This is a genomic window from Ectopseudomonas composti (genome assembly GCF_001567565.1).
In the GTDB taxonomy this organism is placed as follows: domain Bacteria; phylum Pseudomonadota; class Gammaproteobacteria; order Pseudomonadales; family Pseudomonadaceae; genus Aquipseudomonas; species Aquipseudomonas composti_A.
This window is the reverse complement of the sequence record NZ_LSSW01000024.1, coordinates 33,326-52,649: the sequence shown is the minus strand read 5'-3', so window position 1 is coordinate 52,649 and position 19,324 is coordinate 33,326. Positions and strand designations below refer to the sequence as shown.

At 60.6% G+C, this 19,324-nt stretch carries 14 protein-coding genes; 12 read left to right on the top strand and 2 right to left on the bottom strand.

What is annotated here, in order from left to right; translation table 11 throughout:
- Positions 1-2 precede the first annotated feature (2 nt).
- Together ubiG and PCLY_RS12260 are read right to left on the bottom strand one after the other, a co-directional pair.
- Complete coding sequence (gene ubiG, locus PCLY_RS12265; protein WP_061239669.1) at positions 3-701, bottom strand: bifunctional 2-polyprenyl-6-hydroxyphenol methylase/3-demethylubiquinol 3-O-methyltransferase UbiG; 699 nt, start codon at positions 699-701, stop codon at positions 3-5.
- A 162-nt stretch (positions 702-863) separates the two neighbouring features.
- Complete coding sequence (locus PCLY_RS12260) at positions 864-2,192, bottom strand: TRZ/ATZ family hydrolase (RefSeq protein WP_061239667.1); 1,329 nt, start codon at positions 2,190-2,192, stop codon at positions 864-866.
- A gap of 160 nt (positions 2,193-2,352) precedes the next feature.
- Between PCLY_RS12260 and mtnA the strand changes: the two genes are divergently transcribed.
- From mtnA to PCLY_RS12200, 12 genes are all read left to right on the top strand, one after another.
- A complete protein-coding gene (gene mtnA / locus PCLY_RS12255) occupies positions 2,353-3,429 on the top strand; it encodes an S-methyl-5-thioribose-1-phosphate isomerase (protein WP_061239664.1) in 1,077 nt (358 codons plus the stop codon).
- 224 nt (positions 3,430-3,653) lie between these two features.
- The gene (gene gyrA / locus PCLY_RS12250; RefSeq protein WP_061239662.1) at positions 3,654-6,434 is read left to right on the top strand and encodes a DNA gyrase subunit A; all 2,781 of its coding nucleotides are present in this window, start codon (positions 3,654-3,656) and stop codon (positions 6,432-6,434) included.
- A gap of 140 nt (positions 6,435-6,574) precedes the next feature.
- The gene (serC, locus tag PCLY_RS12245) at positions 6,575-7,660 is read left to right on the top strand and encodes a 3-phosphoserine/phosphohydroxythreonine transaminase (protein ID WP_061239660.1); all 1,086 of its coding nucleotides are present in this window, start codon (positions 6,575-6,577) and stop codon (positions 7,658-7,660) included.
- An 11-nt stretch (positions 7,661-7,671) separates the two neighbouring features.
- Entirely contained in the window at positions 7,672-8,766 is a 1,095-nt protein-coding gene (gene pheA / locus PCLY_RS12240; protein WP_061240049.1) for a prephenate dehydratase, read from the top strand.
- A gap of 98 nt (positions 8,767-8,864) precedes the next feature.
- On the top strand, positions 8,865-9,974 hold the full coding sequence (gene hisC / locus PCLY_RS12235; RefSeq protein ID WP_061239658.1) for a histidinol-phosphate transaminase: 1,110 nt from the start codon (positions 8,865-8,867) through the stop codon (positions 9,972-9,974).
- A gap of 11 nt (positions 9,975-9,985) precedes the next feature.
- Entirely contained in the window at positions 9,986-12,211 is a 2,226-nt protein-coding gene (locus PCLY_RS12230; RefSeq protein ID WP_082768069.1) for a bifunctional prephenate dehydrogenase/3-phosphoshikimate 1-carboxyvinyltransferase, read from the top strand.
- Complete coding sequence (gene cmk / locus PCLY_RS12225; protein ID WP_061239653.1) at positions 12,208-12,873, top strand: (d)CMP kinase; 666 nt, start codon at positions 12,208-12,210, stop codon at positions 12,871-12,873. The genes PCLY_RS12230 and cmk overlap by 4 nt, the downstream gene beginning before the upstream one ends.
- A gap of 149 nt (positions 12,874-13,022) precedes the next feature.
- Positions 13,023-14,705 (top strand): 30S ribosomal protein S1, encoded by a 1,683-nt coding sequence (rpsA, locus tag PCLY_RS12220; protein ID WP_061239651.1) that lies wholly within the window; start codon positions 13,023-13,025, stop codon positions 14,703-14,705.
- A 308-nt stretch (positions 14,706-15,013) separates the two neighbouring features.
- Positions 15,014-15,298: an integration host factor subunit beta gene (gene ihfB / locus PCLY_RS12215; RefSeq protein WP_003243558.1), complete on the top strand. Its 285-nt coding sequence runs from the start codon at positions 15,014-15,016 to the stop codon at positions 15,296-15,298.
- A 204-nt stretch (positions 15,299-15,502) separates the two neighbouring features.
- The gene (locus tag PCLY_RS12210) at positions 15,503-16,966 is read left to right on the top strand and encodes an MBL fold metallo-hydrolase (protein WP_061239649.1); all 1,464 of its coding nucleotides are present in this window, start codon (positions 15,503-15,505) and stop codon (positions 16,964-16,966) included.
- A gap of 36 nt (positions 16,967-17,002) precedes the next feature.
- On the top strand, positions 17,003-18,304 hold the full coding sequence (gene wbpA / locus PCLY_RS12205; protein WP_156458598.1) for a UDP-N-acetyl-D-glucosamine 6-dehydrogenase: 1,302 nt from the start codon (positions 17,003-17,005) through the stop codon (positions 18,302-18,304).
- 66 nt (positions 18,305-18,370) lie between these two features.
- Positions 18,371-19,321: a Gfo/Idh/MocA family protein gene (locus PCLY_RS12200; RefSeq protein WP_061239645.1), complete on the top strand. Its 951-nt coding sequence runs from the start codon at positions 18,371-18,373 to the stop codon at positions 19,319-19,321.
- Positions 19,322-19,324: the final 3 nt, after the last annotated feature.

Sequence of the window (19,324 nt, the reverse complement as noted above, 5' to 3'; positions counted from 1 at the left end):
GGCTACTCCTTGCGCAGCGTCTGGATCATGTAATTGACGTCGACGTCAGCTTCCAGTTTGTAGTGCTTGGTCAGCGGGTTGTAGGTCAGGCCGATGATGTCCTTGACCTCCAGCCCGGCTGCGCGGCTCCAGGCGCCCAGTTCGGAGGGGCGGATGAACTTCTTGAAGTCGTGGGTACCGCGTGGCAGCAGGCGCAGGATGTATTCGGCGCCGATCACGGCGAACAGGTACGCCTTGGGGTTGCGGTTGATGGTGGAGAAGAACACCTGGCCACCCGGCTTGACCAGCTTGTGGCAGGCGCGGATGACCGAGGACGGATCGGGTACGTGCTCGAGCATCTCCAGGCAGGTGACGACATCGAACTGGCCCGGCATTTCCTCGGCCAGGGCTTCGGCGGTGATCTGCCGGTAATCGACTTCCACGCCGGATTCCAGCTGGTGCAACTGCGCGACCGAAAGCGGCGCCTCACCCATGTCGATGCCCATGACGGTGGCGCCCCGCTGGGCCATGGCTTCGCTGAGAATGCCGCCGCCGCAGCCGACGTCCAGCACACGTTTGCCGGCGAGGCCGACGCGCTCATCGATCCAGTTGACCCGCAGCGGGTTGATGTCGTGCAGAGGTTTGAACTCGCTTTGAAGGTCCCACCAGCGGTGTGCCAGGGCCTCGAATTTGGCGATTTCGGCGCGGTCGACGTTGCTCATAAGCATCTCTATTCAAAGCGTGGAAAGCGTACTGCCGCTATGTTGCCAGTTTAAGAACGGGCGTGGGGCGGCGCGGATTCGTTCAATGTATGTCAGTTTGTCGCAGTCGTTTCGAGAGCGTAGCCCGGATGCAATCCGGGGTGGCTGCATTCTTCCCGGATTTCATCCGGGCTGCCTTTGGGCAATCCTGGTTCCCCATTCCCTGGCCTTGGCGATCAGCTCGCTTTCGTCCATGCGGGTCAGGCGCCCATCGTCCAGCAGCTGCTTGCCGCCCACCCAAAGGTGTTTCACGCAGTCGCGGCCGCTGGCGTAGACGAGCTGCGATACCGGGTCGTAGATCGGTTGCTGGGCCAGGCCGGAAAGGTCGAAGGCGACCACGTCGGCCAGCTTGTCCAGTTCCAGCGAGCCGGTCTGTGTGTCCAGTCCCAGTGCGCGGGCGCCATTCAGGGTCGCCATGCGCAGGGCGCTGTGGGCATTGAGGGCGGTGGCCGAGCCGGCGACGGCCTTGGCCAGCAGGGCGGCGGTACGGGTTTCGCCGAGCAGATCGAGGTCGTTGTTGCTGGCGGCGCCGTCGGTGCCGATGGCGACATTGACGCCGGCCTGCCACAGACGTTCGACCGGACAGAAGCCGCTGGCCAGCTTCAGGTTGGACTCGGGGCAATGCACGATGCTGCAGTTGTGTTCCACCAGCAGCTCCAGATCCTCGTCATCGATCTGGGTCATGTGCACGGCCTGAAAGCGCGGGCCGAGCAGGCCGAGGCGAGCCAGGCGCGCCAGTGGGCGCTCACCGTGTTTGCTGACGGCGTCGGCCACTTCCTGCGCGGTTTCGTGCACGTGCATATGAATGCCGGCGTCCAGCTCGTCAGCCAGCACGCGTATCTGCTCGAGCTTGTCGTCGCTGACGGTGTAGGGCGCGTGCGGACCGAAGGCGATGCGGATGCGTGGGTGCTGCTTGAGGTCATCGAACAGTTGCAGGCCCTTGCGCAGCGCCTCGTCGGCATTGAGGGCGCCGGGCACGGGAAAGTCCAGCACCGGGATCGTGATCTGCGCCCGCATGCCTGCCTTGTGCACGCACTCGACTGCTGTCTGTGGGTAGAAATACATGTCGGAGAAGCAACTGATGCCGCCCTTGATCTGTTCGGCGATGGCCAGGTCGGTACCGTCGCGGACGAAATCCTCGTCGACCCATTTCCCTTCGGCTGGCCAGATGTGTTCATGCAGCCAGGTCATCAGCGGCAGGTCATCGGCAATGCCGCGCAGCAGCGTCATGGCTGCATGGCCGTGAGCATTGATCAGCCCGGGGGCGAGCAGGCACTGCGGCAGCTCTCGCACTTGTGTCGCGGGGTGGCGCAGCGCCTCTGCGCGCGGTGCGATCAGTGCGATGCGTCCGTCGCGGATGCCCAGGCCGTGATCGCGCAGCACCACGCCCGCCGGCTCCACGGGCACCAGCCAGGTGGGCAGCAGCAACAGGTCGAGAGGGGCTTCGGGCATGGAGGGTTGTCCGTCTGGCTTGATCGGTGCAGGGAAGGTCGCCAGTGTATAGATGAACGCGCGCAGCTTGAAGCCGTGAGGGGCTGCCGGATTGTTCGGTTGGTGCCTGCCAGTCTGCGTATAATCGGCGATTTTTTGGCGGTGCAGGATGGAGTGCGTGATGCGCGAGCAATTGCTGGCGGTGGAGAAGGTTCAGGCAATCGAGTGGCGCGACGGTGCGTTGTATTTGCTCGATCAGCGCCTGCTGCCGCATCGGCAGACCTGGTTGCGCTTTGACTCCGCTGCCGAAGTGGCGGATGCGATTCGCGACATGGTGGTGCGCGGTGCGCCGGCCATTGGCATCGCTGCAGCCTATGGTCTGGTGCTGGGCGCCCGTGCTCGGCTGCAGGCGGGCGGTGACTGGCGTGAGGCGCTGGACGCCGATTTTGCCTGTCTCGAGCGCTCGCGCCCTACTGCGGTCAATCTGTCCTGGGCGTTGCAGCGTATGCGTGAACGCCTGGCGCGGATCAAGGACGGCGATGACGCTCTGGCACTGCTCGAAGCCGAGGCGATTGGCATTCATGTCAGTGATCGCGAAGCCAATCTGACCATGGCGCAGCTGGGTATGGAGCTGATCCGCAAGCATCAGGGCAACCCGCAGGTGCTGCTGACCCACTGCAATGCCGGCGCTCTGGCCACTGGCGGCTTCGGCACGGCGCTCGGGGTGATCCGCGCGGCGCACCTGGAGGGCCTGGTCGAGCATATTTATGTCGATGAAACCCGCCCCTGGCTGCAAGGCGCCCGGCTGACTGCCTGGGAGCTGGCTGGCGATGGCGTGCCGGTCAGCCTCAATGCTGATGCGGCGGCAGCGCACCTGATGAAGACCAAGGGCATTACCTGGGTGATAGTCGGGGCTGATCGCATCACCGCCAACGGCGACGTGGCCAACAAGATCGGCACCTACCAGCTGGCCGTCAATGCCATGCATCACGGTGTGCGCCTGATGGTGGTGGCGCCGAGCTCGACCATCGACATGAGCCTGGAAAGCGGCGAAGACATCCTGCTCGAGGAGCGCGATGGTCGTGAGTTGCTGGAGATGGCGGGGCAGCGCGTGGCGGCGGACGTGCCTGCGGTCAATCCGGTGTTCGATGTGACGCCTGCGGATCTGGTCGATTACCTCGTGACCGAGAAGGGGGTGGTCGAGCGTCCCGACAGCGCCAAGATGGCGCAACTGATGTGCCGCAAGCGCCTGCACTGAACCTGCCGCGCACGCCCCTCTGCGGGGTAGGTGTGTGGCACGCTTTGTGGTAATCTCCGGCAGTTTTCAAGGGGGCTGACTAAAGCCGCCTTCACTGCATCGAATCGTGACATAACTCGTTGATTTGTCGTGAGTCGCTGATGGCTTGAGGCTATCGCGACGTGCTCCATGGCGTTCAGGAAGAATGACGCGGAGTTTCACCAGAAAAAGGAACCAGGCTTCTCATGGGCGAACTGGCCAAAGAAATCCTCCCGGTCAATATCGAAGACGAGCTGAAACAGTCCTACCTCGACTACGCGATGAGCGTGATCGTCGGGCGTGCGCTGCCGGATGCGCGCGATGGCTTGAAGCCGGTCCACCGCCGTGTGCTCTATGCCATGAGCGAGCTGGGCAACGACTGGAACAAGCCCTACAAGAAATCCGCCCGTGTGGTCGGTGACGTGATTGGTAAATACCACCCGCACGGCGACACAGCGGTGTACGACACCATCGTGCGTATGGCGCAGGACTTCTCCCTGCGCTACCTGCTGGTCGACGGTCAGGGCAACTTCGGTTCGGTCGACGGCGACAACGCCGCTGCCATGCGATACACCGAAGTGCGCATGACCAAGCTGGCCCACGAGCTGCTGGCCGACCTGGAAAAAGAAACCGTCGACTGGGTGCCCAACTACGACGGCACCGAGCAGATTCCGGCGGTAATGCCGACCAAGGTACCGAACCTGCTGGTCAACGGCTCGTCCGGTATCGCCGTGGGCATGGCCACCAACATCCCGCCGCACAACCTCACCGAAGTGATCGATGGCTGCCTGGCGCTGATGGATAACGCCGAGCTGACCGTCGATGAGCTGATGCAGTACATCCCCGGCCCTGACTTCCCCACTGCGGGCATCATCAACGGCCGTGCCGGCATCATCGAGGCTTATCGCACCGGCCGTGGGCGCATCTACGTGCGCGCCCGGGTCGAAGTGGAGGACATCGACAAGGTCGGCGGTCGCCAGCAACTGGTGGTGACCGAGCTGCCTTACCAGCTGAACAAGGCGCGTCTGATCGAGAAGATCGCCGAGCTGGTCAAAGAGAAGAAGATCGAAGGCATCACCGAGCTGCGTGACGAATCCGACAAGGACGGCATGCGCGTGGTGATCGAACTGCGCCGTGGCGAGGTGCCGGAGGTCGTGCTCAACAACCTCTACGCCCAGACCCAGATGCAGAGCGTGTTCGGCATCAACGTCGTGGCGCTGGTCGACGGTCAGCCGAAGACCATGAATCTCAAGGACATGCTCGAGGTATTCGTCCGTCACCGTCGTGAAGTGGTGACCCGGCGTACTGTCTACGAGCTGCGCAAGGCCCGCGAGCGCGGCCATATTCTCGAAGGTCAGGCGGTCGCGCTGTCGAACATCGACCCGGTGATCGAGCTGATCAAGAGCTCGCCGACCCCGGCCGAGGCCAAGGAACGCCTGATTGCCACGGCCTGGGCCTCCAGTGCCGTGGAAGCCATGGTCGAGCGTGCCGGTGCCGACTCCTGCCGCCCGGAAGGGTTGGATGAGCAGTACGGTCTGCGTGACGGCAAGTACTACCTGTCGCCGGAGCAGGCTCAGGCCATCCTCGAACTGCGCCTGCACCGCCTGACCGGTCTGGAGCACGAGAAGCTGCTGGCCGAGTATCAGGAAATCCTCGCTCTGATCGGTGAGCTGATCCGTATCCTGACCAACCCCGAGCGCCTGATGGAAGTCATCCGCGAGGAGCTGGAGAAGGTCAAGGCCGAGTTCGGCGACAAGCGCCGTACCGAGATCATCGCCTCGCGTCAGGACCTGACCATTGCCGACCTGATCACCGAGGAGGAGCGTGTCGTCACCATCTCCCACGGTGGCTACGCCAAGAGTCAGCCGCTGGCCTCCTACGAGGCGCAGCGTCGCGGCGGCAAGGGCAAGTCCGCCACTGGCGTGAAGGACGAGGATTACGTCGAGCACCTGCTGGTGGCCAACAGTCATGCGACCCTGCTGCTGTTCTCCAGCAAGGGCAAGGTGTACTGGTTGCGCACCTTCGAAATTCCCGAGGCCTCGCGTGCCGCCCGTGGTCGTCCGCTGGTCAACCTGCTGCCGCTGGATGAGGGCGAGCGCATCACCGCGATGCTGCAGATCGACCTCGAAGCCCTGCAGCAGAGCGCCGGTGCCGACGAAGATCTGGACGACGAAGGCGTGGTGATCGAAGGCGAAGCCGTCGAAGTGGTCGAAGCCGAGGAAGTCGAAGAAGTCGAGGGCGAAACCCCTGAGCTGGTCGCCGAGCCGACAGGCGCCTTCATCTTCATGGCCACCGCCTTCGGTACTGTGAAGAAGACCCCGCTGGTGCAGTTCAGCCGTCCGCGTAGCGCCGGCCTGATTGCCCTGAAGCTGGAAGAGGGTGACACCCTGATCGCTGCCGCCATCACCGACGGTGCCAAGGAAGTCATGTTGTTCTCCGATGCCGGCAAGGTGTTGCGTTTCGCCGAGAGCAAGGTTCGCACCATGGGCCGTACCGCGCGTGGTGTGCGTGGCATGCGTCTGGGCAAGGATCAGGAACTGATCTCCATGCTGATTCCGGAGTCCGGTGCGCAAATCCTCACTGCCTCCGAACGCGGTTTCGGCAAGCGCACCGGCCTGGGCAAGTTCCCGCGTCGTGGTCGTGGCGGCCAGGGCGTAATCGCCATGGTCACCAGCGAGCGTAACGGCAAGCTGGTCGGCGCCATCCAGGTGCAGGACGGCGAGGAAATCATGTTGATTTCCGACCAGGGCACCCTGGTGCGTACTCGTGTCGACGAGGTCTCCAGCTCCGGCCGTAACACTCAGGGTGTGACCCTGATCAAGCTGGCTAAGGATGAGACTCTGGTTGGCCTGGAGCGCGTGCAGGAGCCGACTCCGGTAGACGAGGACGAACTGGTCGAAGGCGAAGAGAGCGTTGAAGTCGCCGAAAACGCCGAAGCACCGGTTGCCGACGCCGAGGAAGGCAGCGAGGAAGGCAGCGAGGAATAAAGTCGGGCTTTGTGGGAGGGGCCGGGCGGCGTTCCGATTAGCGGCGACAGTCGCGGCTAAAGCCCCTCCCACGGCACGGCAGACAGTTTGGACATGCCATCGCCTGGTGGTGGCGTTCTGTGAATCTGAGAGAGACAGACGTGAGCAAGCGAGCTTTTAACTTCTGCGCCGGCCCGGCCGCGCTGCCGACCGCTGTACTGCAACGCGCCCAGGCCGAGATGCTCGACTGGCAAGGCAAGGGCCTGTCGGTGATGGAGATGAGCCATCGTAGCGACGAGTACGTGGCCATCGCCAGTCAGGCCGAACAGGACCTGCGCGATCTGCTCGCTGTGCCCAACGATTACAAGGTGCTGTTCCTGCAGGGCGGTGCCAGCCAGCAATTCGCCGAGATTCCGCTGAACCTGCTGCCGGAAGATGGCGTGGCCGACTACGTCGAAACCGGTATCTGGTCGAAGAAGGCCATCGAAGAAGCCCGTCGCTACGGTGCGATCAACGTCGCCGCCAGCGCCAAGGCGCATGACTACTTCGCCATCCCCGGGCAGAACGACTGGCAGTTGTCGAAGAATGCCGCCTACGTGCATTACTGCAGCAACGAGACCATCGGTGGTCTGCAGTTCGACTGGGTGCCGCAAACCGGTGACACGCCGCTGGTGGTGGACATGTCCTCGGACATCCTCTCGCGTCCTACCGATGTGTCGCAGTTCGGCCTGATCTACGCCGGCGCGCAGAAGAACATCGGTCCCAGCGGGCTGGTGGTGGTGATCGTGCGTGAAGACCTGCTCGGTCGTGCGCGCTCCAGCTGCCCGACCATGCTCGACTACAAGGTCTCGGCCGACAACGGCTCGATGTACAACACGCCTGCGACCTATTCCTGGTACCTGTCCGGCCTGGTCTTCCAGTGGCTGAAGGAGCAGGGCGGCGTCGAGGCCATGGAACGCATCAACCGCGCCAAGAAAGACCTGCTGTACAAGGCCATCGATGGCAGCGACTTCTACAGCAACCCCATCGCCCACAACGCGCGCTCCTGGATGAACGTGCCGTTCCGCCTGGCGGACGAGAAGCTGGACAAGGTGTTCCTGGCTGGCGCCGATGAGCGTGGTCTGCTCAACCTCAAGGGCCATCGTTCGGTAGGCGGCATGCGTGCCTCCATCTATAACGCTGTCGGTCTGGATGCGGTCGAGGCGCTGGTGGCCTACATGGCCGAGTTCGAGAAGGAGCATGGCTAATGACGGATGTAATCTCTGAGCAGGAGCTGCAAGCGCTGCGGGTTCGTATCGATAACCTCGACGAGCGTATTCTCGAGCTGATCAGCGACCGCGCGCGCTGCGCCGAAGAAGTGGCGCGGGTGAAGATGAAGGAACTCAAGGAAGGCGAGTCGCCGGTCTTCTACCGTCCCGAACGCGAGGCTCAGGTACTCAAGCGCGTGATGGAGCGCAATCAGGGGCCGCTGGGCAACGAGGAAATGGCGCGGCTGTTCCGCGAAATCATGTCCTCCTGCCTGGCCCTGGAAAACCCGCTGAAAGTGGCTTACCTCGGCCCGGAAGGCACCTTCAGCCAAGCCGCGGCGATGAAGCACTTCGGTCACGCGGTGATCAGCGTGCCGATGGCGGCCATCGACGAGGTGTTCCGTGAAGTGGCCGCTGGTGCGGTGAACTTCGGCGTGGTGCCTGTGGAGAATTCTACCGAGGGCGCGATCAATCACACGCTGGACAGTTTCCTCGAACACGACATGGTCATCTGTGGCGAGGTGGAGCTGCGCATTCACCATCACCTGCTGGTGGGCGAGACCACCAAGACCGACAAGATCACCCGCATCTACTCCCATGCCCAGTCGCTGGCGCAGTGCCGCAAATGGCTGGATGCGCACTATCCGAATGTCGAACGCGTGGCGGTTTCCAGCAACGCCGATGCCGCCAAGCGGGTCAAGAGCGAGTGGAACAGTGCGGCCATCGCCGGCGACATGGCGGCCAATCTGTATGGCCTGACCAAGCTGGCGGAGAAGATCGAGGATCGTCCGGACAACTCCACGCGGTTTCTCATCATCGGCAGCCAGGAAGTGCCGCCGACTGGCGACGACAAGACCTCGATCATCGTCTCCATGCGCAACAAGCCGGGCGCGCTGCACGAACTGCTGGTGCCGTTCCACAACAACGGTATCGACCTGACCCGCATCGAAACCCGCCCGTCGCGCAGCGGCAAGTGGACCTATGTGTTCTTCATCGATTTCGTCGGTCATCACCGCGATCCGCTGATCAAGGATGTGCTGGAGAAGCTGGCGCAGGAAGCAGTGGCGCTGAAGGTGCTGGGTTCCTATCCGAAGGCGGTGCTGTAAAACCGCGCCGTTGTAGGGGCGGCTTTAGCCGCGATACTCGTGACTGACGTCGCTCCTGCGAAGCCTGTGGTGCTCGGTCGAGACAATGAGGTTGTGTAATGAGTTGCGATTTCCTGACCCTGGCCCAGCCAGGGGTGCAAAAACTGTCCCCTTATGTGCCGGGCAAGCCGGTCGATGAGCTGGCCCGTGAGCTGGGGCTCGACCCGGCCGGTATCGTCAAGCTGGCCAGCAACGAAAACCCCCTCGGCCCCAGCGACAAGGTGCTGGCGGCGATTCGCGCCGAGCTGGACGAACTGACCCGTTATCCCGATGGTAATGGCTTCACCCTCAAGAGCGCCCTGGCCGCGCGTTACGGCGTCGATGCGGCGCAGGTGACCCTGGGCAACGGCTCCAACGATATCCTCGAGCTGGTTGCCCGTGCTTACTTGGCGCCGGGCCTCAATGCCGTGTTCAGCGACTACGCCTTCGCCGTGTACCCCATCGCCACCCAGGCCGTTGGCGCGCAGGGCAAGATCGTGCCGGCCAGGGAATACGGTCATGACCTGCAGGCGATGCTTGCCGCCATTGATGACAACACGCGCGTGGTGTTCATCGCCAACCCGAACAACCCGACCGGCACCTGGTTCGGTCCCGAGGCCCTGGAAAACTTCCTGGCCAAGGTGCCAGAGTCGGTGCTGGTGGTGCTGGACGAGGCCTATATTGAATACGCCGAGGGCGACGAGCTGCCGGACGGCCTGGATTACCTGGCGCGCTACCCCAATCTGCTGGTTTCGCGCACCTTCTCCAAGGCCTATGGTCTGGCGTCGCTGCGCGTCGGTTATGCGATCAGCTCGCCGGCCATCGCAGATGTGCTCAATCGCGTACGTCAGCCGTTCAACGTAAACAGTCTGGCCCTGGCCGCTGCCTGTGCAGCGCTGGCCGATACCGCGTATTTGGCTGAAAGTCGTCGTCTCAACGATGCCGGCATGCAGCAGTTGGAAGACGGCTTGCGTGCGCTGGGCCTGAGCTGGATTCCCTCCAAGGGCAACTTCATCGCCGTCGATTTCGCGCGCGACACCGCTGCGATCAACCAGGCGCTGCTGCGTGAAGGGGTGATCGTGCGACCGATGGCCGGTTACCGCATGCCGAATTTCCTGCGGGTCTCCATCGGTTTGCCGAAAGAGAATGCGCGCTTCCTCGAGGCCCTGGCCAAGGTGCTGTCGGCGTGACTGTCACTGCAATGCAATCGAGCCCCCCTAAGATCGGCCGCCTGGTGGTGGTCGGCCTGGGGCTGATCGGCGGTTCCTTCGCCAAAGGCTTGCGCGAGCGCGGCTTGTGCCGCGAGGTGGTTGGTGTCGATCTGGATGCCGAATCACGTCGTCTGGCGGTCCAGTTGGGTGTGGTCGATCGTTGCGAGAGTGATTTGGCTGCCGCCTGTCAGGGGGCGGAGGTCATTCAGCTGGCTGTGCCTATCCTGGCCATGGAGAGAGTGTTGGCCGAGTTGGCCGGGCTTGATCTTGGCAACGCCGTGCTGACCGACGTAGGCAGTGCCAAGGGCAATGTCGTGCGCGCTGCGCGTCAGGCATTCTCCGGCAAGGCTGTGCGGCTGGTGCCTGGTCATCCCATCGCGGGCTCGGAGCAAAGCGGGGTGGAGGCGGCCAACGCCGAGTTGTTCCGTCGGCACAAGGTCATCCTGACGCCTTGCGAATACAGCGATGAGGCGGCTCTGGTTCTGGTCGAAGGGCTGTGGCGCGAGCTGGGTGCGGATGTCGAGTCGATGGCAGTCGAGCATCACGATCAGGTGTTGGCTGCAACCAGTCATCTGCCGCATCTGCTGGCTTTCACCCTGGTCGACTCGCTGGCAAAGCGCAGCGAGAACCTGGAAATATTCCGCTATGCCGCTGGCGGTTTTCGCGACTTCACGCGGATCGCCGGCAGTGATCCGGTGATGTGGCACGACATCTTCCTCGCCAACCGCGAGGCGGTGCTGCGCACACTGGATACATTTCGCGACGACCTCGACGCTCTGCGCGACGCGGTCGACGCCGGGGATGGGCATCAACTGCTGGGCGTGTTCACTCGCGCCCGCGTTGCCCGCGAACATTTCAGCAAAATTCTGGCCCGTAGGGCCTATGTGGACGCTATGCACTCGACCGATCTGATTTTCCTGGCAAAACCCGGTAGCAGCCTGTCCGGACGTATCCGCGTACCTGGTGACAAATCCATTTCGCACCGCTCGATCATGCTGGGTTCGCTGGCCGAAGGTACTACCGAGGTCGAGGGTTTCCTCGAGGGCGAAGATGCTCTGGCCACGCTGCAGGCGTTCCGTGATATGGGCGTCGTCATCGAGGGGCCACACCATGGTCGTGTGACCATCCACGGTGTTGGCCTCAATGGCCTCAAGGCGCCGGCCGGCCCGCTGTACATGGGCAACTCGGGCACCTCCATGCGCCTGCTCTCTGGGCTTCTGGCCGCTCAGCCGTTCGACACCACCCTGACCGGTGACGCCTCGCTGTCCAAGCGCCCCATGAATCGTGTGGCCAGGCCGCTGCGCGAGATGGGGGCGGTGATCGAGACCGGCCCTGAGGGTCGCCCGCCGCTGAATATCAAGGGCGGCCAGCGCCTGACCGGTATGGACTACGACATGCCGATGGCCAGTGCCCAGGTCAAATCCTGCCTGCTGCTGGCTGGGCTTTACGCCGCCGGCAAGACCTCCGTGACCGAACCGGCGCCGACTCGTGACCACACCGAGCGCATGCTGCGCGGCTTCGGCTACCCGGTGAGCGTTGAGGGCAGCACCGCCTGCGTCGAGTCCGGGCACAAGCTCAGTGCGACGCGCATCGAAGTGCCTGCCGATATTTCCTCGGCAGCGTTCTTCCTGGTCGCGGCGAGTATTGCCGAAGGTTCCGAGCTGGTGCTGGAGCACGTTGGCATCAACCCGACCCGTACTGGCGTGATCGACATTCTCAAGCTGATGGGTGGCGACATCACCCTGGAAAATCAGCGTGAAGTGGGTGGCGAGCCGGTGGCGGACATTCGTGTTCGTGCAGCCAGGCTCAAGGGCATCGACATTCCGGAAAATCTGGTGCCGTTGGCCATCGATGAGTTCCCGGTGCTGTTCGTCGCTGCTGCCTGTGCCGAAGGGCGTACGGTGCTGCGTGGGGCCGAAGAGCTGCGGGTCAAGGAATCCGACCGTATTCAGGTCATGGCTGACGGCCTCATCGCCCTTGGCGTCAAGGCCGAGCCCACGCCGGACGGCATCGTCATCGAAGGTGGCGCTATCGGCGGTGGCGAAGTCTGGGCGCACGGTGACCACCGTATCGCCATGTCTTTTAGTGTTGCCTCGCTGCGCGCCAGTGCACCCATTCGTATCCACGACTGCGCCAACGTCGCCACTTCCTTCCCCAACTTCCTCGCCCTGGCGGCGGAAGTGGGGATCAAAGTGGCTGTAGAGGGCAACGCATGACTGCCCCGGTAATCACCGTCGATGGGCCGAGCGGGTCAGGCAAGGGCACCGTCTGTGCGTTGTTGGCCAAACAGCTGGGCTGGAATCTGCTCGACTCCGGTGCGCTGTATCGTCTGCTGGCCTTCGCTGCCGGTAACCATGGCATCGACCTGACCAACGAAGAGGCGCTCAAGCAATTGGCGGCGCATCTCGATGTGCAGTTCATCGACAAGCGCATCATCCTCGAAGGCGAGGAGGTGACCGATGCCATTCGTAACGAGCAGGTGGGAGCGGGCGCTTCCATGGTTGCCTCGCTGCCGGCCGTGCGCGAAGCACTGCTGCAGCGCCAGCGCGCTTTTCGGGAAATGCCCGGCCTGGTGGCCGACGGCCGTGACATGGGCACGGTGGTGTTCACCGACGCGCCGCTGAAGGTTTTTCTGACCGCCAGCGCCGAGGAGCGTGCCCGTCGCCGTTACCTGCAGTTGAAGGCCAAGGGCGATGATGTTAATCTCGCGAGTCTTCTTGATGAGATACGGGCACGCGATGAGCGTGATACCCAGCGTGCGGTGGCTCCGCTCAAGCCGGCAGCCGACGCAATCGTGCTGGATTCCACCGAACTCTCCATCGAGCAAGTGCTTGAACGAATTCTGAGCGAGGTTGCTGATCGCGATCTCGCCGGCTAAGGGTTCTCGGTTGCCTTAAATCGACGAACTCGCAAGGAGGCATACGGGAGACCAGTCCTTGTCCCGTAGGCCTCTTTTTACATGAACGAACCCACATGGTCTGGAATGTGGTTTGGGCGAATCCCCGCCCTTGATCAACAGGAATCAACATGAGCGAAAGCTTTGCAGAACTATTTGAAGAAAGCCTGAAATCCCTCGACATGCAGCCGGGCGCCATCATCACCGGTATCGTGGTCGACATCGACGGTGACTGGGTTACCGTCCACGCCGGTCTGAAGTCCGAGGGCGTCATCCCGCTCGACCAGTTCTTCAACGAACAAGGCGAGCTGACCATCAAGGTCGGTGACGAAGTCCACGTCGCGCTGGACGCGGTTGAAGATGGCTTCGGTGAAACCAAGCTGTCCCGCGAGAAAGCCAAGCGCGCTGAATCCTGGCTGGTTCTGGAAGCTGCGTTCAACGCTGAAGAAGTGGTCAAGGGCGTTATCAACGGTAAGGTCAAAGGCGGCTTCACCGTTGACGTCAACGGTATCCGTGCGTTCCTGCCGGGTTCCCTGGTTGACGTCCGTCCGGTGCGTGATACCACCCACCTGGAAGGCAAAGAGCTGGAATTCAAGGTCATCAAGCTCGACCAGAAGCGCAACAACGTTGTCGTTTCCCGTCGCAGCGTCCTGGAAGCCGAGAACAGCGCCGAGCGCGAAGCTCTGCTGGAATCCCTGCAGGAAGGTCAGCAAGTCAAAGGTATCGTCAAGAACCTCACCGACTACGGTGCGTTCGTTGACCTGGGCGGCGTAGATGGCCTGCTGCACATCACCGACATGGCTTGGAAGCGCATCAAGCACCCGTCCGAGATCGTCAACGTTGGCGACGAGATCGACGTCAAGGTTCTGAAGTACGATCGCGAGCGTAATCGCGTATCCCTGGGCCTGAAGCAACTGGGCGAAGACCCATGGGTTGCCATCAAGGCTCGCTACCCGGAAAACACCCGCGTTGTTGCCCGTGTCACCAACCTCACCGACTACGGCTGCTTCGCCGAGCTGGAAGAGGGCGTGGAAGGCCTGGTACACGTTTCCGAAATGGACTGGACCAACAAGAACATCCACCCGTCGAAGGTCGTCAACGTCGGCGACGAAGTGGAAGTCATGGTTCTGGACATCGACGAAGAGCGTCGTCGTATCTCTCTGGGTATCAAGCAGTGCAAGACCAACCCGTGGGAAGACTTCTCCGGTCAGTTCAACAAGGGTGACAAGATCTCCGGCACCATCAAGTCGATCACCGATTTCGGTATCTTCATTGGTCTGGACGGCGGCATCGACGGCTTGGTTCACCTGTCCGACATCTCCTGGAACGAAGCCGGCGAAGAAGCTGTGCGTCGCTTCAAGAAGGGCGACGAGCTGGAAACCGTCATCCTGTCGGTTGACCCGGAGCGCGAGCGCATCTCCCTGGGCATCAAGCAGCTGGAAGACGATCCGTTCAGCAACTACGTCTCCATCAACGACAAGGGCACCATCGTCCGTGGCGTTGTGAAAGAAGTAGATGCCAAGGGCGCCATCATCGACCTGGGCAACGAGATCGAAGCTACCCTGAAAGCCTCCGAAATCAGCCGTGACCGCGTTGAAGACGCGCGCAACGTCCTGAAAGAAGGCGACGAAGTAGAAGCGAAGATCATCAGCGTCGACCGCAAGTCCCGCGTCATCAGCCTGTCCGTCAAGTCGAAAGACGTTGAAGACGAGAAGGACGCGATGAAGGAACTGCGTAACAAGCAAGACGTTGAAAGCACCGGCCCGACCACCATTGGTGATCTGATCCGTGCTCAGATGGAAAACCAGAACTAAGTTCGGGTAATTCATCGAAGAAAAGGGCGGCCCTCGGGCCGCCCTTTTTTCGTTTTGGGGGTTCCTTTAGCGTCTTCTGCGTGTCCTGGCTTGCTTCCCGGCGTCCGCTCTCGGGCATGCATTTCTTTGCTCGTATCTTTAAAGAGCGGCGTGCTATCTACTTGTAGCTGGCACTAATGAAATCGTTATATGGGCGTTTACTTCCAATGTTGTGCTAACACCTTGTTTTTCAGGCTGTTCAAAAGCTGATCAGCGTGCTACAACCGAACCGTCGAGTCTTCTAGCCGCTTGAAAAAGAAGGGAAAACCATGACCAAGTCGGAGTTGATCGAAAGAATTGTCACTCACCAAGGTCAGCTGTCCTCCAAGGATGTCGAGTTGGCCATCAAGACCATGCTTGAGCAAATGTCCCAGGCGCTGGCCACGGGCGATCGCATCGAGATTCGCGGCTTTGGCAGCTTCTCGCTGCACTACCGCGCACCGCGTGTAGGGCGCAACCCGAAGACGGGCCAGTCCGTGCGTCTGGATGGCAAGTTCGTGCCGCACTTCAAGCCGGGCAAGGAGCTGCGTGATCGGGTCAATGAGGATGAGTGATTCGCGTGGATCTCAAGTCGGTTCGCTGGCGTCATTACTTCGTTATGCTTGCCAAATAGAAAAAAAACGTCAGAATGTGCGGGCTTTCACGCTGGTGGCTTTTTGATGTTGCTTTAGGTTGGTTCTCGTTTAGTCGTGTGTGGACGTATTGCGCATTCTCGGGCTGAGTCCCTTTAGATAGAGCTAGTGTTAAGGGATTGACTCGTGCGGTACCCCTCCATTATTCACCATGGCGCTGTCACCGGCGTTACGGGCTCATGCCATCAGCTACAGATGGACGATGAGCACGCGCTGCTGATCGACTGCGGCCTCTTTCAAGGCGCTGAAACTTCCCCTGAAGGTCGAGCAGGCGCCGGCAAGCTTGCCATCGATTTCTCTCTGGACGGCATCAAGGCTCTGGTCGCGACGCATGTTCATATCGACCACGTTGGCCGCATCCCCTACCTGCTTGCAGCCGGCTTCAAAGGGCCGATTCTCTGTAGTGAGCCATCAGCTAAACTCCTGCCAATCGTGCTGGAAGATGCCTTCAAGCTCGGCTTTAGCCGAGATCAGAGACAGGTTCAGCGCTATCTCAAGCTGATCGAGCAACGCATCGTCGCGCTTCCCTACAAACAATGGTTCACCTTGGTGGATAGCAAGCAGCTGAAAGCCAGCATCCGGCTGCAGCGGGCCGGGCATATCCTTGGCTCCGCGTATGTTGAGGTCGATCTGCATTACCTCACTACAGGTGAGAAAAAGCGCATTGTTTTCTCCGGCGATCTGGGTGCGCCTCATGCGCCCATCCTGCCAGCGCCGAAAGCGCCGCATAAAGCCGATGTCCTGGTTATCGAAAGTACCTACGGTGATCGTTTGCATGAGGATCGTCGCACGCGCCGTAAGCGCCTGGAGATGGTGCTGGAACATGCGCTGAGCAATAACGGTACGGTGCTGATTCCCGCCTTCAGCATCGGGCGAACGCAAGAGCTGCTCTACGAGCTGGAAGACATCATTCATCGCCGATCGCTCAAGGCAGTAGCGAGCCAGTCGCAAGCCACCGGCTTGGCCAGGGCGAAACGCGCATCGCTCGACTGGTCGAACCTGCCGATCATTCTTGATTCCCCCCTGGCCAGCCGTTTCACCCAGGTCTACCGGGAGCTCGATCATTTCTGGGATGCCGAGGCAAAGGCGCGCTTGAAGGAAGGGCGCAATCCGCTGACCTTCCGTAACCTGCTTACGGTGGATAGCCACAAGGCCCACCTCGCCATGGTCAATCGCCTGGCTCAAACTGCGCAGCCCGCCATCGTGATTGCCGGTAACGGCATGTGCTCCAGTGGGCGTATCGTCAATTACCTGAAAGCCATGCTTGGCGATGAGCGGCACGACGTGCTGTTCGTTGGTTACCAGGCCGAAGGCTCACCGAGAAGACAGATCCAGCGTTTCGGGCCGCGTAATGGCTATGTGGAATTTGACGGGCAGCGCTATGACATTCGGGCTCAGGTGCATACCATAGGTGGTTATTCTGCCCATGCAGATCAAACGGGTCTGGTGAGCTTTGTTACCCGGATGACGCACTGGCCGTCAGAGGTTCGCGTTGTACATGGCGAGTCTCAGGCCAAGCAGCAATTAGCAACGGTTCTGCAGCAGCGTTATGCCGCGACTGACAAAACCTTAAAGATAGTAATTCCGTGACGTTTTTGATGGGGTGTAATAGTGAAGGCTGATTCGCTGCAGGCGTATATCGATAAATTCAAAAGTCGAGATGCCCTGATAGGTATCGTCGGTCTCGGCTATGTCGGTTTGCCGTTGATGCTGCGTTACAACGCCATCGGTTTTCGCGTGCTCGGCATTGATATCGATGCAGTCAAGGTTGACAAGCTCAATGCTGGTCAGAGCTACATCGAGCATATTGCCAGTGATCATATATCGAAAGCGCGTGCGAGCGGTTTTGAAGCGACCTGCGATTTTGCTCGAGCCAGCGAATGTGACGCATTGATTCTCTGTGTGCCGACTCCGCTCAACAAGTATCGCGAGCCCGATATGAGCTTCGTGATCAATACCACGAACGCGATTACGCCGTATCTACGTGCTGGGCAAGTAGTTTCCTTGGAAAGCACAACATATCCCGGCACCACTGAAGAAGAATTACTGCCGCGTGTTGAATCGACAGGTCTGAGGGTCGGCGAGAGTGTTTTCCTGGTTTACTCGCCAGAGCGTGAAGATCCGGGCAACCCAGATTTCGAGACACGCACCATTCCCAAGGTTATCGGTGGCCACACGCCGAACTGCCTTGAAGTCGGTATTGCCCTGTACGAGCAGGCCATCGACCAGGTCGTGCCAGTCAGCTCGACGAAAGCGGCGGAAATGACCAAGCTACTGGAGAACATTCACCGTGCGGTGAACATTGGCTTGGTCAATGAAATGAAGGTGGTCGCTGACCGCATGGGTATCGATATCTTCGAGGTGGTCGATGCTGCTGCGACCAAACCCTTTGGCTTCACCCCTTACTATCCCGGGCCGGGCCTGGGCGGGCACTGCATCCCGATCGATCCGTTCTACCTGACCTGGAAGGCGCGTGAGTACGGCTTGCATACCCGCTTCATCGAACTGTCTGGGGAAGTAAATCAGGCCATGCCTGAATATGTCCTTGGCAAGCTTATGGATGGTCTGAACGATCGAGGGCAGGCTCTCAGGGGTAGTCGAGTTCTGATATTGGGTATCGCCTACAAGAAGAATGTCGACGACATGCGCGAATCTCCCTCAGTAGAAATCATGGAACTCATAGAGGCAAAAGGTGGTGTTGTTGCTTACAGCGATCCGCATGTACCTACATTCCCCCAGATGCGTGAGCATCATTTCGATCTGCGCAGCGAGCCTCTGAGCGCTGAGAACATCGCCAGTTTCGACGCCGTGGTGCTGGCCACCGATCATGAGCGTTTCGATTACGAGCTGATCAAAACTAATGCGCGCCTTATCGTCGATACTCGTGGCAAGTATCGCGCTCCGTACCCGAACGTCATCAAGGCCTGATCCTGCTTTGCGGGTTGGCATGCGCTGTATGTATGGCGGCCCGTTATCCCTTTGCGAGACACCATCATGAAAAGATTCGCTCTCGTCGGCGCTGCCGGCTATATCGCGCCTCGCCATATGCGCGCCATCAAGGACACCGGCAACCAGTTGGTCTGTGCCTATGACATCAACGATTCGGTCGGTATCATCGACAGCATCTCGCCGCAAAGCGAGTTTTTCACCGAGTTCGAGCGGTTCCACGATTATGCTTCGCGCCTCAAGCGTGATCCGTCGACTACTCTCGATTACGTCTCTATATGCTCGCCAAACTATCTGCACCATCCCCATATCACGGCTGGCTTGCGTCTCGGCTGTGACGTCATCTGTGAAAAGCCGCTGGTGCCGACCTCTGAGCTGCTCGATGACCTTTCCCTGGTTGAGCGTGAAACCGGCAAGCGTCTCTACAATATTCTGCAGCTTAGGCATCACCAAGCCATCATCGATCTGAAACAGCGCGTGGGCGCGGGCGACAAAGCGCGCAAGCACGAAGTCGAGCTGACCTACATCACCAGCCGCGGCAGGTGGTACATGGAGAGCTGGAAGGGCGATCCGCGCAAGTCCTTTGGTGTCGCCACGAACATTGGTGTGCATTTCTTCGACATGCTGCATTTCATCTTCGGCGCGCTGCAGCGCAACGTGGTGCACTACGTCGATAACTACAAGGCTACCGGCTACCTAGAGTACGAAAATGCTCGCGTTCGCTGGTTCCTCTCCATCGATGCGAATGATCTGCCTGATGCAGTAAAGGGCAAGAAGCCGACTTACCGGTCCATCACCTGCGATGGTGTCGAGATAGAGTTTTCCGAGGGCTTTACTGACCTGCACACTGTCAGCTACCAAGCTATTCTCGATGGCAAAGGCTATGGAATCGAGGACGCTCGCCACTGCGTGGAAACCGTTGAGACCATCCGCACCCTGGCCGCTACTCGCGCTCAGAACGGTGAAGATCATCCGTTCCTTGCGCGCCTGCTGGGTTGAGCT